This is a genomic window from Embleya sp. NPDC127516, from assembly GCF_044765325.1.
Classification (GTDB): Bacteria; Actinomycetota; Actinomycetes; order Streptomycetales; family Streptomycetaceae; genus Embleya.
On the sequence record NZ_JBIWJT010000025.1, the window covers coordinates 70,145 to 89,645 of the forward strand.

At 71.2% G+C, this 19,501-nt stretch carries 15 protein-coding genes; 10 read left to right on the plus strand and 5 right to left on the minus strand.

Going from position 1 to position 19,501, the window contains the following annotated elements:
* The first annotated feature begins 34 nt into the window (after positions 1 to 34).
* The 3 genes from ACIRL2_RS36605 to ACIRL2_RS36615 all read left to right on the plus strand — a co-directional run bounded on the left by ACIRL2_RS36605 (position 35) and on the right by ACIRL2_RS36615 (position 1,860).
* Positions 35 to 1,051: a serine/arginine repetitive matrix protein 2 gene (locus ACIRL2_RS36605; RefSeq protein ID WP_395864804.1), complete on the plus strand. Its 1,017-nt coding sequence runs from the start codon at positions 35 to 37 to the stop codon at positions 1,049 to 1,051.
* A gap of 109 nt (positions 1,052 to 1,160) precedes the next feature.
* A complete protein-coding gene (locus ACIRL2_RS36610) occupies positions 1,161 to 1,469 on the plus strand; it encodes a hypothetical protein (RefSeq protein ID WP_395864802.1) in 309 nt (102 codons plus the stop codon).
* Positions 1,470 to 1,521: 52 nt separating this feature from the next.
* Positions 1,522 to 1,860, plus strand: coding sequence for a hypothetical protein (locus ACIRL2_RS36615; RefSeq protein ID WP_395864800.1), 339 nt, complete (start codon positions 1,522 to 1,524; stop codon positions 1,858 to 1,860).
* A gap of 83 nt (positions 1,861 to 1,943) precedes the next feature.
* On the opposite strand, the gene ACIRL2_RS36620 is transcribed toward ACIRL2_RS36615, so the two are convergent.
* The 4 genes from ACIRL2_RS36620 to ACIRL2_RS36635 form a co-directional block, all read right to left on the minus strand.
* Positions 1,944 to 6,635, minus strand: coding sequence for an FtsK/SpoIIIE domain-containing protein (locus ACIRL2_RS36620; RefSeq protein WP_402238122.1), 4,692 nt, complete (start codon positions 6,633 to 6,635; stop codon positions 1,944 to 1,946).
* Positions 6,636 to 6,726: 91 nt separating this feature from the next.
* A complete protein-coding gene (locus ACIRL2_RS36625; protein WP_402238124.1) occupies positions 6,727 to 8,397 on the minus strand; it encodes a hypothetical protein in 1,671 nt (556 codons plus the stop codon).
* Positions 8,398 to 8,520: 123 nt separating this feature from the next.
* The gene (locus tag ACIRL2_RS36630; protein ID WP_402238127.1) at positions 8,521 to 9,084 is read right to left on the minus strand and encodes a sigma-70 family RNA polymerase sigma factor; all 564 of its coding nucleotides are present in this window, start codon (positions 9,082 to 9,084) and stop codon (positions 8,521 to 8,523) included.
* A 633-nt stretch (positions 9,085 to 9,717) separates the two neighbouring features.
* A complete protein-coding gene (locus ACIRL2_RS36635; RefSeq protein WP_402238129.1) occupies positions 9,718 to 9,936 on the minus strand; it encodes a hypothetical protein in 219 nt (72 codons plus the stop codon).
* Positions 9,937 to 10,166: 230 nt separating this feature from the next.
* Here ACIRL2_RS36635 and ACIRL2_RS36640 point away from each other — a divergent pair, with 230 nt between their 5' ends.
* From ACIRL2_RS36640 to ACIRL2_RS36660, 5 genes are all read left to right on the plus strand, one after another.
* Positions 10,167 to 12,326 (plus strand): MMPL family transporter, encoded by a 2,160-nt coding sequence (locus ACIRL2_RS36640; RefSeq protein ID WP_402238131.1) that lies wholly within the window; start codon positions 10,167 to 10,169, stop codon positions 12,324 to 12,326.
* Between the two features lie 178 nt (positions 12,327 to 12,504).
* The gene (locus ACIRL2_RS36645) at positions 12,505 to 13,983 is read left to right on the plus strand and encodes an MFS transporter (protein ID WP_402238133.1); all 1,479 of its coding nucleotides are present in this window, start codon (positions 12,505 to 12,507) and stop codon (positions 13,981 to 13,983) included.
* A gap of 53 nt (positions 13,984 to 14,036) precedes the next feature.
* Positions 14,037 to 14,627 carry a TetR/AcrR family transcriptional regulator gene (locus ACIRL2_RS36650; RefSeq protein ID WP_402238136.1) on the plus strand — a complete coding sequence of 197 codons (591 nt, stop codon included), beginning with the start codon at positions 14,037 to 14,039 and terminating at the stop codon, positions 14,625 to 14,627.
* 544 nt (positions 14,628 to 15,171) lie between these two features.
* Positions 15,172 to 15,468 carry a hypothetical protein gene (locus ACIRL2_RS36655; RefSeq protein WP_395864784.1) on the plus strand — a complete coding sequence of 99 codons (297 nt, stop codon included), beginning with the start codon at positions 15,172 to 15,174 and terminating at the stop codon, positions 15,466 to 15,468.
* A 104-nt stretch (positions 15,469 to 15,572) separates the two neighbouring features.
* The gene (locus ACIRL2_RS36660) at positions 15,573 to 16,268 is read left to right on the plus strand and encodes a DUF305 domain-containing protein (RefSeq protein ID WP_395864782.1); all 696 of its coding nucleotides are present in this window, start codon (positions 15,573 to 15,575) and stop codon (positions 16,266 to 16,268) included.
* A 196-nt stretch (positions 16,269 to 16,464) separates the two neighbouring features.
* Here the strand turns inward: ACIRL2_RS36660 and nadE are convergent, their stop codons facing one another.
* On the minus strand, positions 16,465 to 17,307 hold the full coding sequence (gene nadE / locus ACIRL2_RS36665; protein ID WP_395864780.1) for an ammonia-dependent NAD(+) synthetase: 843 nt from the start codon (positions 17,305 to 17,307) through the stop codon (positions 16,465 to 16,467).
* A gap of 252 nt (positions 17,308 to 17,559) precedes the next feature.
* Between nadE and ACIRL2_RS36670 the strand changes: the two genes are divergently transcribed.
* Together ACIRL2_RS36670 and ACIRL2_RS36675 are read left to right on the plus strand one after the other, a co-directional pair.
* Entirely contained in the window at positions 17,560 to 18,702 is a 1,143-nt protein-coding gene (locus tag ACIRL2_RS36670; protein WP_402238138.1) for a hypothetical protein, read from the plus strand.
* A 361-nt stretch (positions 18,703 to 19,063) separates the two neighbouring features.
* Positions 19,064 to 19,294: a hypothetical protein gene (locus tag ACIRL2_RS36675; protein WP_395864776.1), complete on the plus strand. Its 231-nt coding sequence runs from the start codon at positions 19,064 to 19,066 to the stop codon at positions 19,292 to 19,294.
* The last annotated feature ends 207 nt before the right edge of the window (positions 19,295 to 19,501 follow it).

Here is a 19,501-nt window from a genome sequence, read left to right on the forward strand (position 1 = left end):
ACGACGCGGTCTCGTCGAGGGGCAGGAGGTCGAAATGGTCGATTTCGCGGTCGACTACAACAACCTGTACACGATCCAGAGCAAGCTGCGAAACCTTGCCAAGCAGGCCGATTCGGGCAGTGGCGGAGCATTTCGGGAGCTCGGCGAGGCGGCGGCCGGCGAACGAAAGGCGTGTCTGGGCACGTCGAGTCTGTCGTACGCGTTCAACAGCTTCCACCGCCACTCGAAGTCCCGTACCGGTAAAGCGAAGGAGGGTCTCAACCAGCTTGCGGACACCTTCAAGGCGGTGTCCGACCGGTTCTTCGACGCCGACCAGCGGATTGCCGCCGGGGCCGGTCTGATGACCGTGGGTCTGGGCCTGGACAAGTGGCGGAACATCAAGGCGACGCACGACAAGTGGGTGGCGGACAAGGCCAAGTGGGACGCGTACCTGGCCTCGATCGGTGCCACCGACTACTTCCGCGACCATCCCGACCAGAGAATCCGGTCGGTATGCCACGCCCCGGACGCCCCGGCGTGGTGTGCCGCGTGGATCGCCAAGGGCGAGGACAGCGCACCTCCCAACCCCGGGAAGGAGCCGCCCAAACCCGACGACAAGCCCCCGACCTCGTACCACCACGAGGACAAGGACGGCAAGATCGACGTCAGCGTCGAGTTGGACAAGGACAACAACGTCGTCAAGGAGACCTCGAAGATCACCACCGCGCAGGGGCAGAGCTACGAGACGATCACGACGTACAAGGGCCCGCCGGAATGGGTCGAGATCCCGGACGGCGACGACAAGGGCAACGAGCCGGACCGGATCGACGTCCGCGACTACACCATCACCACCAACTTCGGTGACGGTACCTCGAGTACGGCCGTCTTCACGATCAACAAGGACGGCGGCGGCACGATGGTCTCCACTGCGGACGGCAAGTCCGAGCACTACATCCGGAGCGGACCGAAAGACAAGTGGAAGCCGGATCCCGCGTACGCCGACAGCGACTCCGGTCGCGACAAGAAGACGGGCACCGGCACCGGCGACAAGGGAAAGAACCACATCATTTGACCCCCGCCCCACCGGCGTTCACCCGCGCACTCGTACCCGCCTCCGCACCGACTCCCGTTCCCGCTCCCGTTCCCGATTCCGTTCGCTTCCGTGACCGAGGAGATTCGCCATGGCCGCCAACATCAAACTCACCTACGCCGAGATAACCCGGGTGTCCAATCTGTTGGACAACAGTGTCGACCACACGCTCGTGCCCCGGATGAAGGAGGCCAAGGACGAGGTGGACACCCTGCTCACCCAGAACCTCGTGCTGACCAAGGCCAGTCCGGCGTTGCAGAGCCAGTACGAGAAGTTCAACACCGCGCTCACCCAGGCCACCGAGAGCATCAAGGGCTACGCGACGCAGTTCCGCCAGATCATGACGTCCGTGCAGGACCTGGACAAGGACATCGCGGACAAGGTCAACTCGCCCCAGTAGCAGCCCGTTTACCCATGCAAGCAACCGTCCAGCGACCCCTTGGGAGGACCTCATGGCCGATATCCACGTCGATGTCGACGAAATCGCCCGCGGCGCAACGAGAATGGCTGCCAAGCTGGCCGACATCTCCAAAGAGCTCGGCGACCTGGAGACGGCCGTGAGCGGTCTGCTTCAAGACGGCCTGGTGTTCGAGAAGGCCAGCCCCGCCCTGACGGAGGCATACAACACGTTCAGCGCGCAGATGAAGTCGTCCGCGAAGAACATCGACTCGTACGGCCAGAACTTCCGCGAGATCGCGAAGTCGCTCACGGATTCCGACGAGAACCTGACGACCGAGATCAGGAAAGCCATCGACAAGATGCAGGCCGACGCGGCGGCCCAGAAGAAGTAGCCGCCGCAAGGGCGGCGGGCGGCGCACACACCGCCGTTCCGCCGCCCCACCTCGCGCGCAGGTGCCGTGCGCGCTCCCGCCCGTCAGCCGTCCAGGACCGTGAGCGGCACCTGCACCGCGATCGCCGACCCCGCGTCGCCCGCGGTCCAGCCCCGACCCGGACCCAGTGACGCGCGCACCTGCTCGGCCGACAACCTGACCCCGATCAGGTCTCCCTCACCCAGGGTCTTCGGCCCCAACAGCAGGCCGCGGCGCGACCTGCGGGCCATGCCCACCCAGCCCAGCGAACTCATCGACTCCGCCGTGCCGGCCAGCAACAGACCCTGCCCGCGGTCGCGGCCCGACGTCGCCAACTTCCGCAGCACCGAGTCGGCGTCGCACGCCAGCATGAGATCGGCATCGTCCACCACGACCACCACCGGCTTCCCCTCTACCGCGGCCAACGCCTCGTTCAGTTCCTCCGGGGACGGATCGGGGTCGGTGAGCACCTGGGCGAGGCCGTGCGCGGCCAGCTTGCGCAACTGTGAGTCGCGCGGCGTGAGCACGATCAGATGGGTACCGCCCATCAGCAGCGACACGCACATGGCGGCCAACGCCGTGCTGCGCCCACTGCGCGGCGGCCCGGTGACCATGAACGACCCGGCGCCGTCCGAGAAGTCGTAGCTCAGCGGCTCGACCGCGTCGCCCCCTACGCCCAACAGGGCCCGCAGCGGCGTGCGCAGCGCCTGCGGCACCCGGTCGTGGGCCTCCTGGAAGCCGATCAGCGTCGGCATCTCGTTGACCCGGAACGGTCGCCGCACGCCCGGCACATTGCTGTCGCGGATCGTCGCCCGCCGAGCCAGGTCCCGCATCGCCTCGGCCTGGTCGCTCTGGTCGCCCGCGGAGGTGTCGCCTGCCTCGACGGCACCCGCGGCGGAGGCCGTCGACGGCTGATCGATCGACGGCCGGCCGATGGACGACTCGGCGGTCGACGGCAACAACGCGATCTGGGCCTCGACCGCCCCCGGCGCGAACCAGCCGCGCCCCGGGGGGACATGCGTCGGAACGCTGTTGCGGGGAATGCCGATGAGCGTGAAGTCGCCCGGGTCGGTCTGCCGCAACAACAGTCTGCGGTCGTTGTGCGCCGCGAGGCGTCCACCCAGCAGCAGGCGCTCGGAGGTCGCGATCACGTGGATCCCGGCCGCCTGCCCTTCACGCAACAGCCGCACGAATTCGGCGTACAGTCGGCCGCCGTCGTAGTCGTCGAGCATGTTGCTCAGCGCGTCCCAGCCGTCCACCATGAACACCAGGTGCGCGGGGCGGCGGTCCTTGGGCAGCTTGGCCCGCAGTTCGGTGACGCCCGCGCAGTCGTGCTGCGCGATGAGCCGCTGTCGCAGGGTCAGTTCGCCGGACAGGCGGGTGATCAGCCGTTCCATGCGCTCCGCGTCGTGGCGCGAGACGACCGCGCCGCAATGCGGCAGCGCCTCCAATACGCCCAGCCCGCCGCCCGCCGCGTCGATGGCGTAGATGTGCAGGTCCGAGCAGGGGATGGTGAGGGCCGCCGCGCCCGCGATGCTGCGCAGGACCTGGGTGCGGCCCGAGCGGGGTGCGCCGATGATGTACAGGTGCCCGAAGGTCGCGAAGTCGATCGCGGCGAGCCGTCGGGCCTGCAACTGCGGGATGTCGAGCAGCGCGTAGGGGACCATCGGCAGCGCGCCGGGCTCGGGTTCCGGGATGGCCGGCAGATCGTCGAGACGCAGCCGGCTGTCGAGCGCCGGCAGCCAGGGACTGGGCAGCGGCTCGAAGTCGGGCAGTCGGTCCGCCGCCTCGCGCAGCACGTCCACCAACGCGCGCAGGTCGGTGGGCTGTTCCTCGGACGGCGTGGTCGTACCGCCCTCCTGCGGGTCGGCGGGCGAGTCCGGAGCCAGGACCGAGAGGTCCAGTGGGCGGCCCAGGCGCTGCCAGCCGAGTTGCACGCCGCGTACCGGCCGGGCCACCGCGGCCTCGGCGACCGCGCTCGGGATCGCACCGGGCCGCTCCGCGCCGACGAACGCGGTCTGGAACGGCGTGGGCGCGCCCTCACCCCGGCGGACCAGTGCCCGACCCGGATTGTTCGGTGAGATCCCGGCGGCGTCGCCGCTGTCGATGATGTCTTGGCTCTCTGAACGGTCGGTGACGCGCAGGGCGATCCGCAGGTTGGTGTTGGCCTTGATCTCGTTGCTGACCGAGCCGCCCGGCCGCTGGGTGGCCAGCAGCAAGTGCAGGCCCAGTGAACGGCCGCGCTGGGCGAGGCTGATCAGACCGGGCACGAAGTCCGGCAGTTCGCGGACCAGGGTGGCGAACTCGTCGATCACCAGAATGAGTCGGGGAAGCGCGGGCAGTCGCGGATCGCGCGAGCGCTTGATCCGGTACTCGGTGTGGTCCTTGGCCTCGACCACGTTCAGGACCGTCTCGCGGCGCCGGAGTTCGGCGTCCAGGGAGGCCAGGGCACGTTTGACCAGATGGCCGTCGAGGTCGGTGATCATGCCGAGGGTGTGCGGCAGTTCGGCGCATTCGCGGAACGCGCTGCCGCCCTTGTAGTCGACCAGGACGAAGGTGAGTTCGTCGGGCCGGTTGGCCGCGGCGAGCGAGGCGATCACGGTCTGGAGCAGTTCCGACTTGCCCGAGCCGGTGGTGCCGCCGATCAGGCCGTGCGGGCCGTCGCGGACCAGGTCCAGCCGCAGGGTGCCCTCGTACCCGGAGCCCAGCACGAACGTCGTGGACGCCGGGCGGCGCGCCCACTCGCCCACCACGACGTCGGCGTCCGGCGGCTCCTGGCCGATCAGCGGCAGCAGCGCGACCTCGGCCGGCAGGCCCGAGTCGCTCTCCACGCTGACGTCGCGCATCGGCGCGATCGCCCGCGCGACCTCCTCGCACCAGGCCGGGTCGACCAGATCGGCCCGCACGTCCGCCACCTCCGGAACGTGCGACGCCTTCACGTTCAGGCGAGCGCCGTTCGCGGTCACCACGGCCGTGCACTCCTCCGGCAACTGGTGTTCGCGTTCCTCCAGGCACAGACTGAACACGCGTACGGCCGGTCCGGTCGTCAACACCTCGATCACGCCCGGCACATCGCGCAACCGACGGGCGCCGTCCAGGATCACCAGGACGTCCGGTACGCGCAGCAGCGTGCGGCCCAGCGCCGACTGCGCGGAGTCGACGCGGGTCTGGATGTCGGCGATCAACTCGTTGACCCGATGCGCGGTGCTCTCGGGATCGGTGCCCAGCCCCACCACCGCCGCGCCCGCCCGGCCCGGCCGCAGGTGCGGCAACCAGCGGACCCACTGCCACGCGTCGGCGTGTTCGTCCTCGGTCAACACGACGATGCGCACGTCGCGCGGGCTGTGCAGCACGGCCGTCTGGATCACCGCCCAACTCGCGATCCGGCGCGGCGCGGCCCCGGGACCGCTGATGCCCAGCACGCCGAAGTCCGCCATCTCCACACCGAACGGCACGTCGGCCAGGCGCCAGTTGACCTGCCGGTAGTGCGTCTCGCGCGCCTGGTCGTCGATCCGCTTGAGCGACGCGCGGGTGAGCGTGCCCAGCCGGATGGTCATGTGGTCGGTGTCCCGGCGGCGGCGCTGCCACAGACCCAGGCCCGGCCCGGTCGCGGTCAGCAGGACCGCCGCGGGATCCGGGAACGTCGAGTTGCGCAGCCCGCGTTCCTCCACGGTCGCGCGCCGCATCTCCAGTTCCAGGGCCGACCGGCGGATCCGGAAGACCCGCTTCGCCTCCTCGTACTGCTTGCGCCCGCTGCGCCGACCGGAGACCCAGTTGCCGACCGCCATGATCGGTGTGAAGAAGATGAAGACGACGAAGAACAGGCTCCGGAACAGGAACATCATCGCCAGGCCCATCACGAGCGGGGCCATCATCATCAGGAAGGGGAACGGCCGCTTGGTGTTGTCGGTCGGCGGACCCATCATCCGGATCGACTCGCCGTCCAGGTGCGGCGCGATGCGCGGCGGTCGGTTGTACTCCACGCCGAGTCCGTCCGACGACGCGCGCACCGCCGCCTCGGGCTCGTCCGGCGGGCCCAGGCGCAGGAGATGGTCGCCGAGCGACAGGTCGGCGTACGTCGGCCAGGGGAGCGAGCCGTCGTCGGGCGGTGGAAGGTAACCGATCGGCGGCAACGGCGGCGCGATCGGCAGCCCGTCCGGCCCCGGTGGCGCGGGCTCGGTGGAATGCCCGCCGGGGCCGCCCTCCTGCGTCCCGGCCGGCTCCTCGGCGGTGAGGGGCGTACCGGTGATCGGATCCACGGGCGGCGGCGGGGTGAGGCTGCGCAGGCCGCACCGGTCCTCGTCCGCGTCCTTCGGCAGCGCGACCGCGACGGATCCGTTCGTGGCGACCGTGATCCACGTGCCCTGCGCGGGTGCCTCGCCGCCGTCCAGGCGCAACGCACACGCCCGGTCCGTGCCGACCTCGTGACGCCCCGGGCCGAGCCGCCACACCCGACCCGCACCGGGGCCCGACACGTGGCGCACGGTGACGAGCACCGGATCCGACCCGGGCGGTCGCCACGCGCGCGTCGCCGTCTCGGTCGGCGCGGGGGCGTCGAGGCCGAGCAGCGCCCCGGTGCGGATGCCGCTCGCACCCACGCGCACGTCGGGGTTGAGCCGTCGACTCCCCAGGAACAGGTCGGCGGCACCGAGCACTGAACCGAGTTCGGCGACGGTCGCCGAATCGGGGACGTCCAGCAGGTGATCGGCGCGGCGGCCCTGCGGATCGGTGGTGGTGACGGCGAGATTCACGGGCATCCAACTCTCTCGCGGGGAGGGCGAGACGGCGAGACGGCGGGGTGGGGGTGGGCAGGGACCGCGGGGGACGGTCGGGAAGCGGTGGCGGGGCCTATGACGGCGGGGCGGGGGGAGATGGGGGCCGGGGGCCGACCGTCGGGCGGTTCGCGGCGTCGGGCTCTCGCGTGGGGTCGGTGTCGGGCGCCGGGTCGGGATCGTGGGTGGGTTCGGGCTCGGGTGTCGGGTCGGGTTGGAGGGTCGGTTCGGGGTGGGGTGTCGGGTCGGGCTGCGGTGTCGGTTCGGGCTCGGGTGTCGGGTCGGGGACGGGAGCCCGATTCGGACCGTCGTCCGGAGTCGGCGGCTTCGGCTCCGGCTCCCGCTCCGACGTCGGATTCCTTCGGGCCGACACGGCGGGTGAGAACGGCGGTTCGTGGTCCGATGCCAGGGTTGCCGACACCGTCGCGGTCGACGTTCGTGCGGGGGGCCCGGCCGCCGGTTCGCCGACCGAAGGAGCGGGCACGGGGCCCGCGTCGGCGACAGGCGACGCGGGGCGTGTGCTCCACGCCGCCGGCCGGGACGTACCCGGAGCGGCCTGTCCGCCCGACGATCGCGCGGGCGGCTCCGAGACGGCGGTACGTGCCGAGACCGCGGACGCCATGGTTCCGGCCGGTTCCAGGGTCGTCACCGGATCCACCGTTGCCGTCCGCGCCGCCTGCGGTTCCGCGAGCGCGGTTCCGCTCTCCTCCTCCGTGAACCACTCGGCGTGACCCGCTCCGGACCGGGAAACCGGCGCGGGGACGGGCGGAAGCACCGGCGGAACGGTCGGCAGTACCCGGGCGAGGGCAGCCCCGAGTGCGTTGCACGAGACCACCAACGGGGTTCCGGGTACGGCGACTCGACCGTGCACATCGGTCAACAACGTCCGTACATGACTCCGCCCCGGTCCGCCGAGCAGCACGCGCAAGGAGGGTGAATCGCCCTGCGGCTCTGCGAGTTCGGGCGGCAATGGGTCGGGCAGTTCCGGGGTCGCCAGGAACACCGGCAGGCCCAGTCGAGGCGGCGTGGCGCGGGCGGCCCGGTACGCGTCCCGTACCGGCGCTCCGGGTACGTCGCGGTGCACCCCGTCGGCGACCACGATCTGTCCACCGGGCAGGCGCGCGTCCAGCTGCGCCGCGACGGCCTGGAACAGTGCCGGTCCCGACCGAGGATCGCCCTGCACGCACACCATCGGCGGGCCGACCACCAGGTCGAGGAACACACAGTCCCGGTCGCGCTCGCCCAAGGCGACGACGACCGGTCTGCTTCCCTCGGCGTCCGGCGTGACCGACGGCAGCTGTGCCCTGGAGGCCGTCCACGCCCAGGGGTCGTCCGGCACCGGCTGCCAAAGGCCCGAAGGCGGCGGCATGTCGGCGGCGGCGAACAGCACCGTCACCGTTTCGTCGCCGACGACCGCGGCGTACGGCTGACCGGGAGCGGCGGGGAACTTGGCCGCCACCAGGGCACGTTCCGCGTCCCGCCAGGTCGTGCTCGCGCCCAATCGCCCCACCAGCAGCCGCACCGAGCGTCGGTAGCGCAGCCAGGTCCGCATCGGGGCACCGAACGCGTATGCCGTCAGCGCGATTTCCCGACCCAGGCGACGCGATGCCGCCTTCCATCCACCGAATCGCATCGCGATGGATCGGATGATCAGGAAGAGGACCAGGGCGGCGGCGGAGATGCCGCCCCAACGGAGGATCGTGTCACGGTGGTTCGTGAAGAAGTCGAGCGGATCGGTGTTCCTCATGTGCCGGGTAACTCCTCCCAACGGACTTCCAGGGGATCACCCGGTCGCGGCGCCGCGCCTCTCGGGCGACACACCATGGAATCCCGAGTGCCTATCGTGCGCTGCGCTCCCCCTGCGCCGCGTTCATCCTGCACTGCCCTCGTCCAGAGCCTGACGCAGGGCTCGGATCGCGTAGTGGATACGGGACTTCACCGTTCCCACTGGGATGCCGAGGATCTCGGCGGCCTGCTGGAGTCCACGGTCGCGCAACACCGTCTCGGTGAGGATCTCGCGATGCGCGTCGGTGAGCGAGGGCAGTGCGTCGGCCACGGCCATCTTCCAGAGCAGGGGTTCCCACTGGTCGTCGGCCGGTACGTACTCCAGCGGTTCGGGGCTGCACTCCTGCGGCCTGGCGCGGCGCGCACGACGATCGTCCATGACGATTCGGCGCGACACCGTCGCCAGCCATGGCATCAGGTCCGACGCGGCGTCGGCGATCGAGTCCGCGTGGCGCCATGCCCGCAGCATGGTCTCCTGGACGACGTCCTCGGCCCACGGTCGGTCTCCCCCGGTGAGCTTGAGGCAGAAGGACAACAACTGCATGGAGTAGCGCCGGTAGACCAGTTCGGCGAGTTCGGCGAGTTCGCTCTCGGGTGTCGGGTGTGCCTGGCTGCCGGTGTCACGGTCATGGGTACAGATGGCTGTCACGTCCCCGGATCCTCGCTTCCCCCGATGTGTCGGCTCGGAACCGCGAACACTAACCAGGGCGGGCTACAGGTTCGTTGGATCTGTGCTGAATTTGAGGATTCGACATCCGTGGTTTGCCGCGGACGCCGCGGATCGACGGGGAAACGTTCCTGATCGCTTTGCCGGGATTACTTGTCGCGGACGTTCCCCCGGGATCGATACGGCCGGGATGCCCGGGACGTCCGATCGAGTTCGCCCGCTCCGTGTCCGGATCCGAACGCTCACCGCGCTATGCCTTTCGATTCGAGGTTCGCGCCCCAGGTATCGATGAATTGATGGCTGCGACGCCGAACCGACACCGGATCCTTTGCGTCTTCCCGGGGAAATTTCGGTAGGGAAAGGGAAATCGGGTGAAGGATCCGACTTCCAAAGACCCGAGCACGTTGCTCGAACTGGTTCGCGATATGAACGAAGTTGGGTAATGCCGACGATGAGTTGGTCGCCGGCGGGATTCTCGATCGCCTCGATCGCCTCGATCGGCTCGTCGGGCGTGACTCCGTCTCGTACAACCGGTTCGATCATGAGTCGTCGAGGGTTCGGTCCGTGTGCCCTTGGCTACACCGCGTGCCCTCCGTCACGCGGAGGGTGGTCGGGTCATCGGGCGTCGCTCCGGGGCCACTCGTCGCCGCCCTCCCACGCGACCCGGTCGCGGTCCGTGGGGTCGAGGCCGAGATGCGCGGCGAGTTCGTCGAGTTCGCGACGGCTGTGCAGTTGGCGGTAGGAGCCGTCGGCGAGCATCACCAGTCGGTACGGCTGCCCCGGGGGATACGCCTGGACCACCAAATCGAAGCGGCCGTGTGCCTTGTCGCTCATGTCCTCCACGGTCGCGCGGCGGGCAACGATCGGCGAATCGCCGTGCCGCAGGCGGGTCGCCCCCACCCGCGCCGGACGCGGATCGCCCTACCGGGGGCGCCTGTTCGCAGCGTTCCGCTCGTGCGGAGGGTTCCAGCGGGCGCGTGATCGTGGGCCCGATGCCATCCTGGTGAGAGTGCACCTCGGGGGACACCACATCACATCACGTTCGAGCGGTGGAGGTGGCCACGATGGGCGGAGCGGGGCGAGCCGCGCGGCTGGTATGCGGTCGGCGCGCCAAGTGGATCATCCTTGTGCTGTGGGTCGTGGTACTCGCCGCGGCCGGGCCGGCGGCAAGCAAGTTGACGGACGCGGAGAAGAACGACGCCTCCGCGTGGTTGCCGGGCAACGCCGAGTCGACCAAGGTCGTCGACCAGTCCAAGGACTTCCTGCCGCAGAACGTCACAGCCGTGGTCGTGTTCGCGCGCTCGTCCGGTCTGACGCCGGCCGACGACCGGATCATCGCCTCCGACGCCGCACAGATGCGCACCCTGACCGCTCACGGGATCGTCGGCGCCCAGGTGCAGGGCCCCATCCTCGATCGGACGGAGGCACCACGCGCCGCGCTCGTCCTGGTGCCGATCACCTTCGGTGACAACGGGTGGAACTCCATCAGCAAGGCCGTGGACGAGATCCGCGCGGTCCTGGACGACAACCCCGACAACGGCCTTCAAACGCACATCACCGGCCCCGGCGGGGTCGCCGCCGACAGCAGCGAGGCGTTCGAGGGCATCGACGGAACCCTGTTGTTCGCGGCGCTGGCCGTGGTCGTGGTGATCCTGCTGTTCACCTACCGCAGCCCGACGCTGCTCCTGGTCCCGGTGGTGTGTGTGGTCGGTGCGCTGTTCGTCGCGCAGGCGCTGATCTACGTGCTGGCCCGACACGCGTCGCTGGTGGTCAACGCGCAGAGCGCGGGCATTCTGACCGTCCTGGTGTTCGGTGCCGGCACCGACTACGCGCTGTTGCTCGTCGCCCGCTACCGTGAGGAACTGCGCCGTCACGAGGATCGACACGAGGCGATGGCGCTCGCCCTGCATCGGGCCGGCCCCGCGGTGATCGCCAGTGCCTCGACCGTGATCCTCGGCATGCTGTGTCTGCTCGCCGCCGAGATGAACTCCACCAACGGCCTGGGTCCCGTCGCCGCGATCGGCGTCGCGGTGGCCCTGCTCGTGATGCTGACCCTGTTCCCGGCGGTGCTGCTCATCCTCGGGCGGTGGATCTTCTGGCCGGTCATCCCGCACCTGGGCTCGCCCGAGCCCACCGAGACGGGCCTGTGGGCCCGGACCGGTCAGCGCATCGCCCGCCGGCCGCGCGCGGTGTGGATCGGCACCGTCGCGGCCCTGGGCGCGTTGTCGTTCGGCCTGCTGGCGCTGAACGCCGAAGGGCTCACCACCGCCGAGAGCTTCACCGGCAAACCCGATTCGGTGGTCGGCCAGACGGTGCAGGCCCGCTACTTCCCGGCGGGTACCGGGCAGCCGCTCCAGGTCGTCGCGAACACACCATCCCTGGACGCGGTCCGCGCGTCGTTGGCGACCGTACCCGGCGTGGTGCCGGAGAGCATCGTGGTGCCGCCGGACGTTCCCGCGGAGCGTGACGGGCGGTCGTACCTGGAGGCCACCCTCACCGACGCCGCCGACAGTAGCGCGGCCCAGGACACGGTCGACGACGCCCGTGCCGCGGTGCACGCGGTGCCGCGGGCCGACGCGCTCGTGGGCGGCGGTACGGCGGCCCAACTCGACAGCAACCGGGCGTCGGTGCGGGACGAGAAGCTGCTGATCCCGGTCATCCTCGCGGTTGTGCTGATCATCCTGGCGCTGCTGCTGCGGGCCGTGGTCGCCCCGGTGGTGCTGATCGCCACGGTGGTGTTGTCGTTCACCGCGGCGCTCGGTGTCAGCGCGCTGGTGTTCCGGCACATCTTCGACTTCCCCGCCGAGGACACCTCCTTCCCCCTGCTCGTCTTCGTCTTCCTGGTCGCGCTGGGTATCGACTACAACATCTTCCTGACCACCCGGGTACGAGAGGAGAGCATCCGCAGCGACACCCGGACCGGTGCGTTGACCGGCCTCGCGGCGACCGGCGGCGTGATCACCTCGGCCGGTCTGGTCCTCGCGGGCACCTTCGCCGCCCTGGCGACGCTGCCGATCGTCGGTTTCGCCGAGATCGGCTTCGCGGTGGCACTGGGTGTGCTGGTCGACACACTGGTGGTGCGTTCCGTGGTCGTCACCGCGCTGATCCTCGACCTCCGCGAACGCATGTGGTGGCCGAGCGCCCTGTGGCGCAGGGACGCGCGGCACACGCACCCGACACCGCCGGCCGGGCCGGATTCGAGCGAGTCCCGAACGCACCCGTGAGCCGGGGCAAACTCCGCTCGACGCGCGGGTCGGGCAGCTAACTCGAACACGGTTGTACACGTTCGATGCATGCGGTTCGCTATCCCGTACACACCTGTACGGGATATCGGCATGTGTCGACGGGCCCGGATTCGGAAGGCCGGCCCGGCGGCCCGTGTCGGCGGCGAAGGAGCGGACCTTGACCCACGAAACCCACGGCGTCCACCACACAGGCGGCGGCGCCGACCACCACGCGCACGACGCAGCACACGAGTCCGCGCCGAGCCGGCGGTGGTTCGTGCTGACCCTGGTGTGCGTCGCGCAGTTCATGCTGATCCTGGACGTCACGGTGGTGAACGTCGCGCTGCCGAGCATCGGCGCGGACCTGGGATTGGGGCGGGAGTCCCTGACCTGGGTGGTCACCGCCTACGCGCTCACCTTCGGCGGCCTGATGATCCTCGGCGGCCGGATCGCGGACACGCTGGGTCGGCGGACCGGATTTCTGCTCGGCCTGGCCGTCTTCACCGCCGCGTCGCTGGCCGCCGGCTTCGCGCCCAACGGCGCGGTACTGCTGGCCGGCCGCGTCGCCCAGGGAGCCGCCGCCGCGCTGTTGTCGCCGTCCGCGCTCGCGCTCGTGACGGTCACCTTCCACGGCCGCGAGCGCAACCGCGCCCTCGGGGTGTGGGCCGCGATCGGCGGCGCGGGCGCGGCGGCCGGGGTCCTGGTCGGCGGACTGGCGACCGCCGGGCCGGGTTGGGAATGGATCTTCTTCGCCAACGTCCCCATCGGCCTTATCGTTTCGGTCCTGGCGGTGTCGGTGATACCGGCGGAAGTGCGGGTCGCCTCGGGCGCACGTCCGGACCTGCCGGGCGCGCTCGCGGCCACCGGGGGCACCGTGGCGCTGATCCTGGGTGTGACCCGTGCGGGCGAGGCCGGCTGGGGGTCGCCCCGGACGCTGGTGCCGCTGGCCGGTGCCGCCGTCGGGTACACGCTCTTCGTGCTCGTCGAACGCACGACCCGCCATCCACTGGTGCCCTTGGCGCTGCTGACCCGACGGCCCGTCGTCTCCGGCGCGTTCGTCATGACGGTGGCGAGCGCGCTGATGATCCCGCTGTTCTTCCTCGGTTCGCTCTACATGCAACACACGCTCGGATTCGGCCCGTTGCGCACCGGAGCGGCCTTCCTCCCGGTCGCCGTCGCGGTGACCCTCGGGGCGCACGTCGGGGGACTGCTCGTCGGCCGCCTCGGCGCCCGGCCGGTGGGAGCCCTCGGCCTGACGGTCGCCGCGGCCGGGGCACTGTGGCTGAGCCGGTTGCCCGCTCACGGCGGCGACACGCTCGACATCGTCCCCGGGCTGGCCCTGGCCGCGGCCGGCGTGGGACCCGCGTTCGTCGCGGCGACCACGACCGCGATGGCCCAGGTGCGACACCACGAGGCGGGCATCACCTCGGGGGTCGTCAACACCTTCCACGAACTCGGCGGCGCGCTCGGCGTCGCCCTGGCGTCGGCGATCGCCGCGCCCAGCCTCGTCGCCGGGGCCGATGCCGGCGTCGTCGACGGCTACACCGACGCGTTCCGGGCCTGCGCGGGCACGGCCTTCGTCGCGGCGCTCGTGGTGGTCGTACTCGTGCCGGCGGGCAGGCCGCCGGTCTCCGACGGCCCGCGGCACGTGCACTGAGCAGCCCCGCCCGCACGACCCCCACCACGTTCCCGACCGTAGGGTTGACCACCATGGGCGCGACACCACCACCCGGCACACGTCGACGGGCGGACGCCGAACGCAACATCGCCGCGATCCTGGCCGCCGCGATCGGCGCCTTCGCGCGCGATCCCGATGTCACGATGACCGACATCGCGCGAGCGGCCGGGGTCGGACGGGTGACCCTTTACGGGCACTTCGGCTCCCGCGAGGTGTTGATCGAGGCCGCGATCAAGGAAGTCCTGGGCGAACTGCACGCCGCGATGGACGACGCCGGGATCACCGTCGGACCCGCCCCGCAGGCGCTGACCCGACTGGCCCGCGAGGGCTGGCAGGTGTTGGACCGCTGCCGGGGCCTGCGTACGGCGGCCCTGAAGGCACTGGGCGAGGCGAGCCTGCGCCGGCAGCATGCCCACGTCCTGGCCAGGGTCGACGAACTCGTCGAGCGCGGTCGGCGCGAGGGCGACATCCGCACCGACCTGCCCGCCGCGTGGCTCACCGCGGCGTACTACGGCCTGATCCACACCGCCGCCGACGAGGTCGACGCGGGCCGCCTCGATCGCGCCGCCGCGGGCGAGACCATCGCCGCGACGCTGCGCACGGTCCTGGCCGTACCCGGGTGAGGCGCCGACACCCGGTCGTGGACGCTGCGTTCGGCCCCGGCACGCCGGTTCGGTGGGCGTCGTGGCCAGGGCGGTGGCGGGAGGGAACAGCGCCGGCGGTCGGCGGCAGGGTCGGTCGATCGCGCGGTCGGCGGCACAGTCCTTCCGAGTACGCCCTGTCGGCGCGGGACATCGCCGAGCCGGCACCATGGGACGCGACCGGTGCCGGCGCGGGCGTCGGTACGCCGGCGACGCGAGACGGGAGGTGAGCGACGTGGTCCCCACGACCCGATCCGCCTCCCGCGGGCGAAACCGGCGGGTCGGTGTGCTCACCCGGTGGATTCTGCTCGTCGTCCTCGCGTGTGGTGTGGTCGGCATGCACACCCTGGGCCACCCGGCGAGCGCCGCTGTCGGGTCCGGAGGGGTGTCCGGTTCCGGGTCCGGCGGGGCCGCGGGCGTCGCGTTCGTTGCCGGGTCCGGCGTCGCGTCGCGAGCCGAGCCCGTCGTCGCGTCGGGTGCCGAGTCCGTCGCCGGGAAGCGGGTCGCGGCCGACGCGGATCATGCGGTGACGAACGAACCCGCGATCGGTCACGGGGAGGCGTGCCCGCGCGGTGACTGCGCGCCGGGGGACGGGTCCGGTGACAAGCACGGGTCCGAGCACGGGACCGACCCGGCCTCGATGTGCCTGGCGGTCCTGTTCGCCGGCCTCGGCGCGCTCGCCACGGCGCTGGCCCTGCTCGCCCTTCGCCGCGCTCGCGATCTGCCCGCGTTCCGCCCGCGGGCGCGAGCGGCGCGGTTCGTGTCGGGCCTGCCCCCGCCCGGGCCAGCGGAACTCTCGCTCCTGCAGGTACTGCGCATATAGGCCGCCGCTCGGTCACGAGCCACGGCCCGTGACGTCGCGCCCTCTTTCGCATCCTCGGGCCGTCGCACCGCGCGGACCCGGGTACCTCCAGGAGACGAACCACCGTGAAACGACTGTCCCGCAGCATCGCCCTGACCGCGACCGCCACCACCGCGGCGCTCGTCCTCGCCGCCTGCGGCAGCGACGACAAGGGTCACGACATGGACGGCATGGACAAGCCGTCGGCCTCGGCCCCGGCGAACCCCCAGGCCGTGCCGAGCACTTCCGCCCCGGTATCGGCGGGTGCGTTCAACGACGCGGACGTGATGTTCGCGCAGATGATGATCCCGCATCACGAACAGGCCGTGGAGATGGCCAAGGAAGCCCCGGCCAAGGCGGCCGACCCCGAGGTGAAGAAGCTCGCGGCCGCGATCGAGGCCGCACAGGCCCCGGAGATCGCACAGATGAAGGGTTGGCTGGCCGGCTGGGGCAAGCCCGCGGCCGCACCCGGCGGCATGACCCACGGCGACGGCATGATGTCGGACGCGGACATGACCACGTTCAAGGCGTCCACCGGCGCCGAGTTCGACAGGCAGTTCCTCGCCATGATGATCGCCCACCACAACGGCGCGATCGCCATGGCCGACACCGAACTCGCCAAGGGCACCAACCCCGACGCCCGCAGGCTCGCCGAACGGATCAAGACCTCCCAGGCGACGGAGATCCGGCAGATGCAACAACTCCTCGGCGGGAAGGGCGGCGCGACGCCGAGCATCCCCGGTACGCCGAGCACGTCGGCGATGCCCGGCATGCACCACTGACCCACCCCGGATTCGCCGTCGCCCGTTTATCGGGCGACGGCGGAATCGGCCCCTCGTTCGGGCCGGCACCGGGGAAGGGCCGGCCCGGGCGGCGGCGACGGTTACGACGTGGGCGTGGCGCTTGCCGGCAACGCCGACCCGAGCGACCCGAGCGACCCGAGCGCTCCGGACGATCGCCGGCGGTTGCCGTGCCGGATCAGCCCTGCCACCAGTCGTCGAGCGGCGTGACCGGGACGGCCCGCTTGTGTCGTGTCGCGAGGTATACCGACTCGACCTTCGCCGCCAGGTCCGGCGTGACGTCGGTGCCTTCCAGGTAGTCGTCGATCTGGGCGTACGTCAGGCCCAGGGCCACCTCGTCGGGCAGCGCTGGCCGGTCGTCCTCGAGGTCGGCGGTCGGCACCTTCTCCCAGGTGCTCGGCGGTGCGCCCAACTCCTGCAACAGCGCGGCGCCTTGGCGCTTGGTCAGACCGGTCAGCGGGGTGATGTCGACGCCGCCGTCGCCGTACTTGGTGAAGAAGCCGGTCACCGCCTCGGCCGCATGGTCGGTGCCCACGACGAGCAGGCCGAGCTGGCCGGCGATGGAGTACTGGATCACCATGCGTTCGCGGGCCTTGATGTTGCCCCGTACGAAGTCCCGCAGCGTGGGCTCGTCGCCGAGCAGCTCCCGCAGGCCGAGTGCCGCCTCGGCGGCGACGGCGTCCGCGCTCGGCTTGACGTTGACCGTGATCGACCGGTCCGGCTTGACGAACTCCAACGCGATCTGCGCGTCGTGCTCGTCGGCCTGTACGCCGTACGGCAACCGCACCGCGACGAAGACCGCCTCGTGTCCCTCGGCCCGCAGCTCCTCGCTCGCGAGTTGGCACAACCGCCCGGTCAGCGTGCTGTCCTGGCCGCCACTGATCCCGAGCACGTAGCCCTTGGCCGGGGTCGACCGCAGGTAGTCCTTGAGGAAGTCGACCCGTTGCCGGATCTCGACCTTGGGCACGATGGTCGCCTTGACGCCGAGTTCGGCGAGAATCTGCTCGCGTGGGTTCGCCATCCACGTACTGTACTGGCCGGAATCGACGTGGTCGGCGACCGGGCGGCGCTGCCCGGTGTCCGCCTGCGTCGGTGCGGAAGGGGGCTCGTCCGGGCCCCGCGCAGGGCCGACCCCGGCGCCTGTCGGCCGGGGCACGGAGCCGGCCGATCGCTCGTGCGTGAGAGGAGGGCGACGTCGTGACGGCGGGGTTTGTCGCGGCAGCGCACGGTGAGCCCTCGTCGGGCCGGGCAGGCGTCGACGCAACGTGCGCGGGTGCCACGGCCGGGAGGACCGGCGGCGGCCCGGGAGCCCTTCCCGCTCGACGGGGAGATGTACCTGGGCACGCTGGTCTGCCGGGCCTACGTCGAGGCGGCGGTCGGCGACTGGGACGCCGCCGTCGGGCTGATCGCCTCGGTCATCGTCTTCGACCCCACCACGCCCTGGACCCCGGCGGCCTGGCCGGCCGCGACGGAGCCGGCACAACTTCTCGACCCGGACGCGCTCGCGGAGGCGGTCTCCCGCGCAATCGCATCCCTGCCCGACCCGACGTCCGAGGAACAGCGGTTTTTACTGCGGCCGTTCGAGCAACTCGTGCGCTCGGTCGCGGCCCGACACCCCGACCACGCCTTGTTGTCGGTGATGACCTCCGCACTCGTCAGGCGCATGGGTGACACCGCCGAGGCGGTCCGTATCGCCGAACACGCGCATCGGATCGCCCCCGGCTACATGCCCGCGGTGATGCTCGGCAACGCCCTGCGCGCCGACGGCCGCCCCGGCCGGGCCCTGGCGGTCTGGGAGGCCCAACCGGCCCGCGAATTCGACACCCACCTGGCCGTGGACGTCGCCGAACTGTACGGCGCGACCGACCGCCCGGCCGAGGGCCTGAACCGGCTCGAGCGGGTCTTGGCCACCGAACCGGATCACCCCACCGCGGCTCCCGCCCGATACGGTCTGCGCCCCCGGGCCGACGGCGACATCGCCCACCCGCTCGGCCTGGCCGCCGGCTTCGCGCTGGTCGCCGTCGCGTGGACCCACCCCGACACCCGCGACGACATCGGCGCACTCGTGCTGGAACGGCTGGTGAACATCGCCGAGAGCGTTCGACACCGCGAGGTGACGATCCTGCGCTCGATCCGCGCGCTGATGCTCTGCTGCGCCTGGATGGACGAACACGCCCTGCGCCTGGCGCGGAATCTGGCCGAACGGGAGCGCCGGGAGGCCGACGAGACCTCCGATCAGGACGAGAACGAGCCATCGGACGAGCCGGACGAGGGCGTGCGCTCACCGACGGACGATCGCACCGCGAAGGCCGGCGCGGGTACGGACGATGCCGCGCCCGTCGCGCCCTCCGCATCCGCCGCGCCGCCCGCCGGATCCCGGCCGGGCCGATTCAAGCGACTCTTCGGACGGCGGTGATCGGACGGCAGTGAGCCGCGAGTCCGACCACGAACGCTCTGATCGGCGCGTGCGCCGTGCCCACTCGCGTGTGGGGTCGCCACCGACAGCCCGGGGCGACCCCACACGCCTGCGGTACGGCCGCCTCAAGGCCACACGAGGATCCGGCCGTCCCGCGATCGCCGGGACAACCGCATCGGCGGCGTCCGGGGTGTCGCCGGCGCGCACCCGCCCTGTGTTCACCCGATGGAGTGGCGGACCGTCCGCCTGCGGAGCGTCACGGCCCGGCCGGAGGTGTGGACTGGAACCCTCACAACCGGCGGGGAACTCCCGTGCAGAGTCGACCTTGGCGCAGGGCCAAACCCTCGGAGGATGAGTTTCGTTGGCGACGAGCATGCATGTGGTCTGGAACTCGGAGGCGGCCGAGCACGTCGTGTACGAGACATATTCGATCGAGGTGGTCGAGGACGGCGGCGTTCACGGCGAGGTGGTCAGCAACCGGCACGACACGGTGATCCGTAGCCGGGCGCATGCCCGGGAAATCGCCGCGGAGCACGGCTACGAACTCTTCAGCGACGGCGACGCGTGGCAGAGCCTCCCGGAAGAGGGCTGAAGCCCCCGCTCGACTCTCCTTGGCCGGTGGCGGCGCGCCGGTACGTCCGGGTACAGACGTCGATCCGGGATCGGCCGACCGGGATCGGGCCGAGGTTCGTCCGTGCACGATCGGGGCCGCTCATCCGAGAGCACCGTTCGGCCCGCAGCGCGCCGCGAATCGTCGCGGTGCCTGCGGCCCGGCCCGGAAAGCAACCGCGGTGGCGCC

Coding starts and splice junctions, on each gene's coding strand:
- ACIRL2_RS36605 (WP_395864804.1), top strand. CDS start 35: ATGGTCGATTTCGCGGTCGACTACAACAACCTGTACACGATCCAGAGC.
- ACIRL2_RS36610 (WP_395864802.1), top strand. CDS start 1,161: ATGGCCGCCAACATCAAACTCACCTACGCCGAGATAACCCGGGTGTCC.
- ACIRL2_RS36615 (WP_395864800.1), top strand. CDS start 1,522: ATGGCCGATATCCACGTCGATGTCGACGAAATCGCCCGCGGCGCAACG.
- ACIRL2_RS36620 (WP_402238122.1), bottom strand. CDS start 6,635: ATGCCCGTGAATCTCGCCGTCACCACCACCGATCCGCAGGGCCGCCGC.
- ACIRL2_RS36625 (WP_402238124.1), bottom strand. CDS start 8,397: ATGAGGAACACCGATCCGCTCGACTTCTTCACGAACCACCGTGACACG.
- ACIRL2_RS36635 (WP_402238129.1), bottom strand. CDS start 9,936: ATGAGCGACAAGGCACACGGCCGCTTCGATTTGGTGGTCCAGGCGTAT.
- ACIRL2_RS36640 (WP_402238131.1), top strand. CDS start 10,167: ATGGGCGGAGCGGGGCGAGCCGCGCGGCTGGTATGCGGTCGGCGCGCC.
- ACIRL2_RS36650 (WP_402238136.1), top strand. CDS start 14,037: ATGGGCGCGACACCACCACCCGGCACACGTCGACGGGCGGACGCCGAA.
- nadE (WP_395864780.1), bottom strand. CDS start 17,307: ATGGCGAACCCACGCGAGCAGATTCTCGCCGAACTCGGCGTCAAGGCG.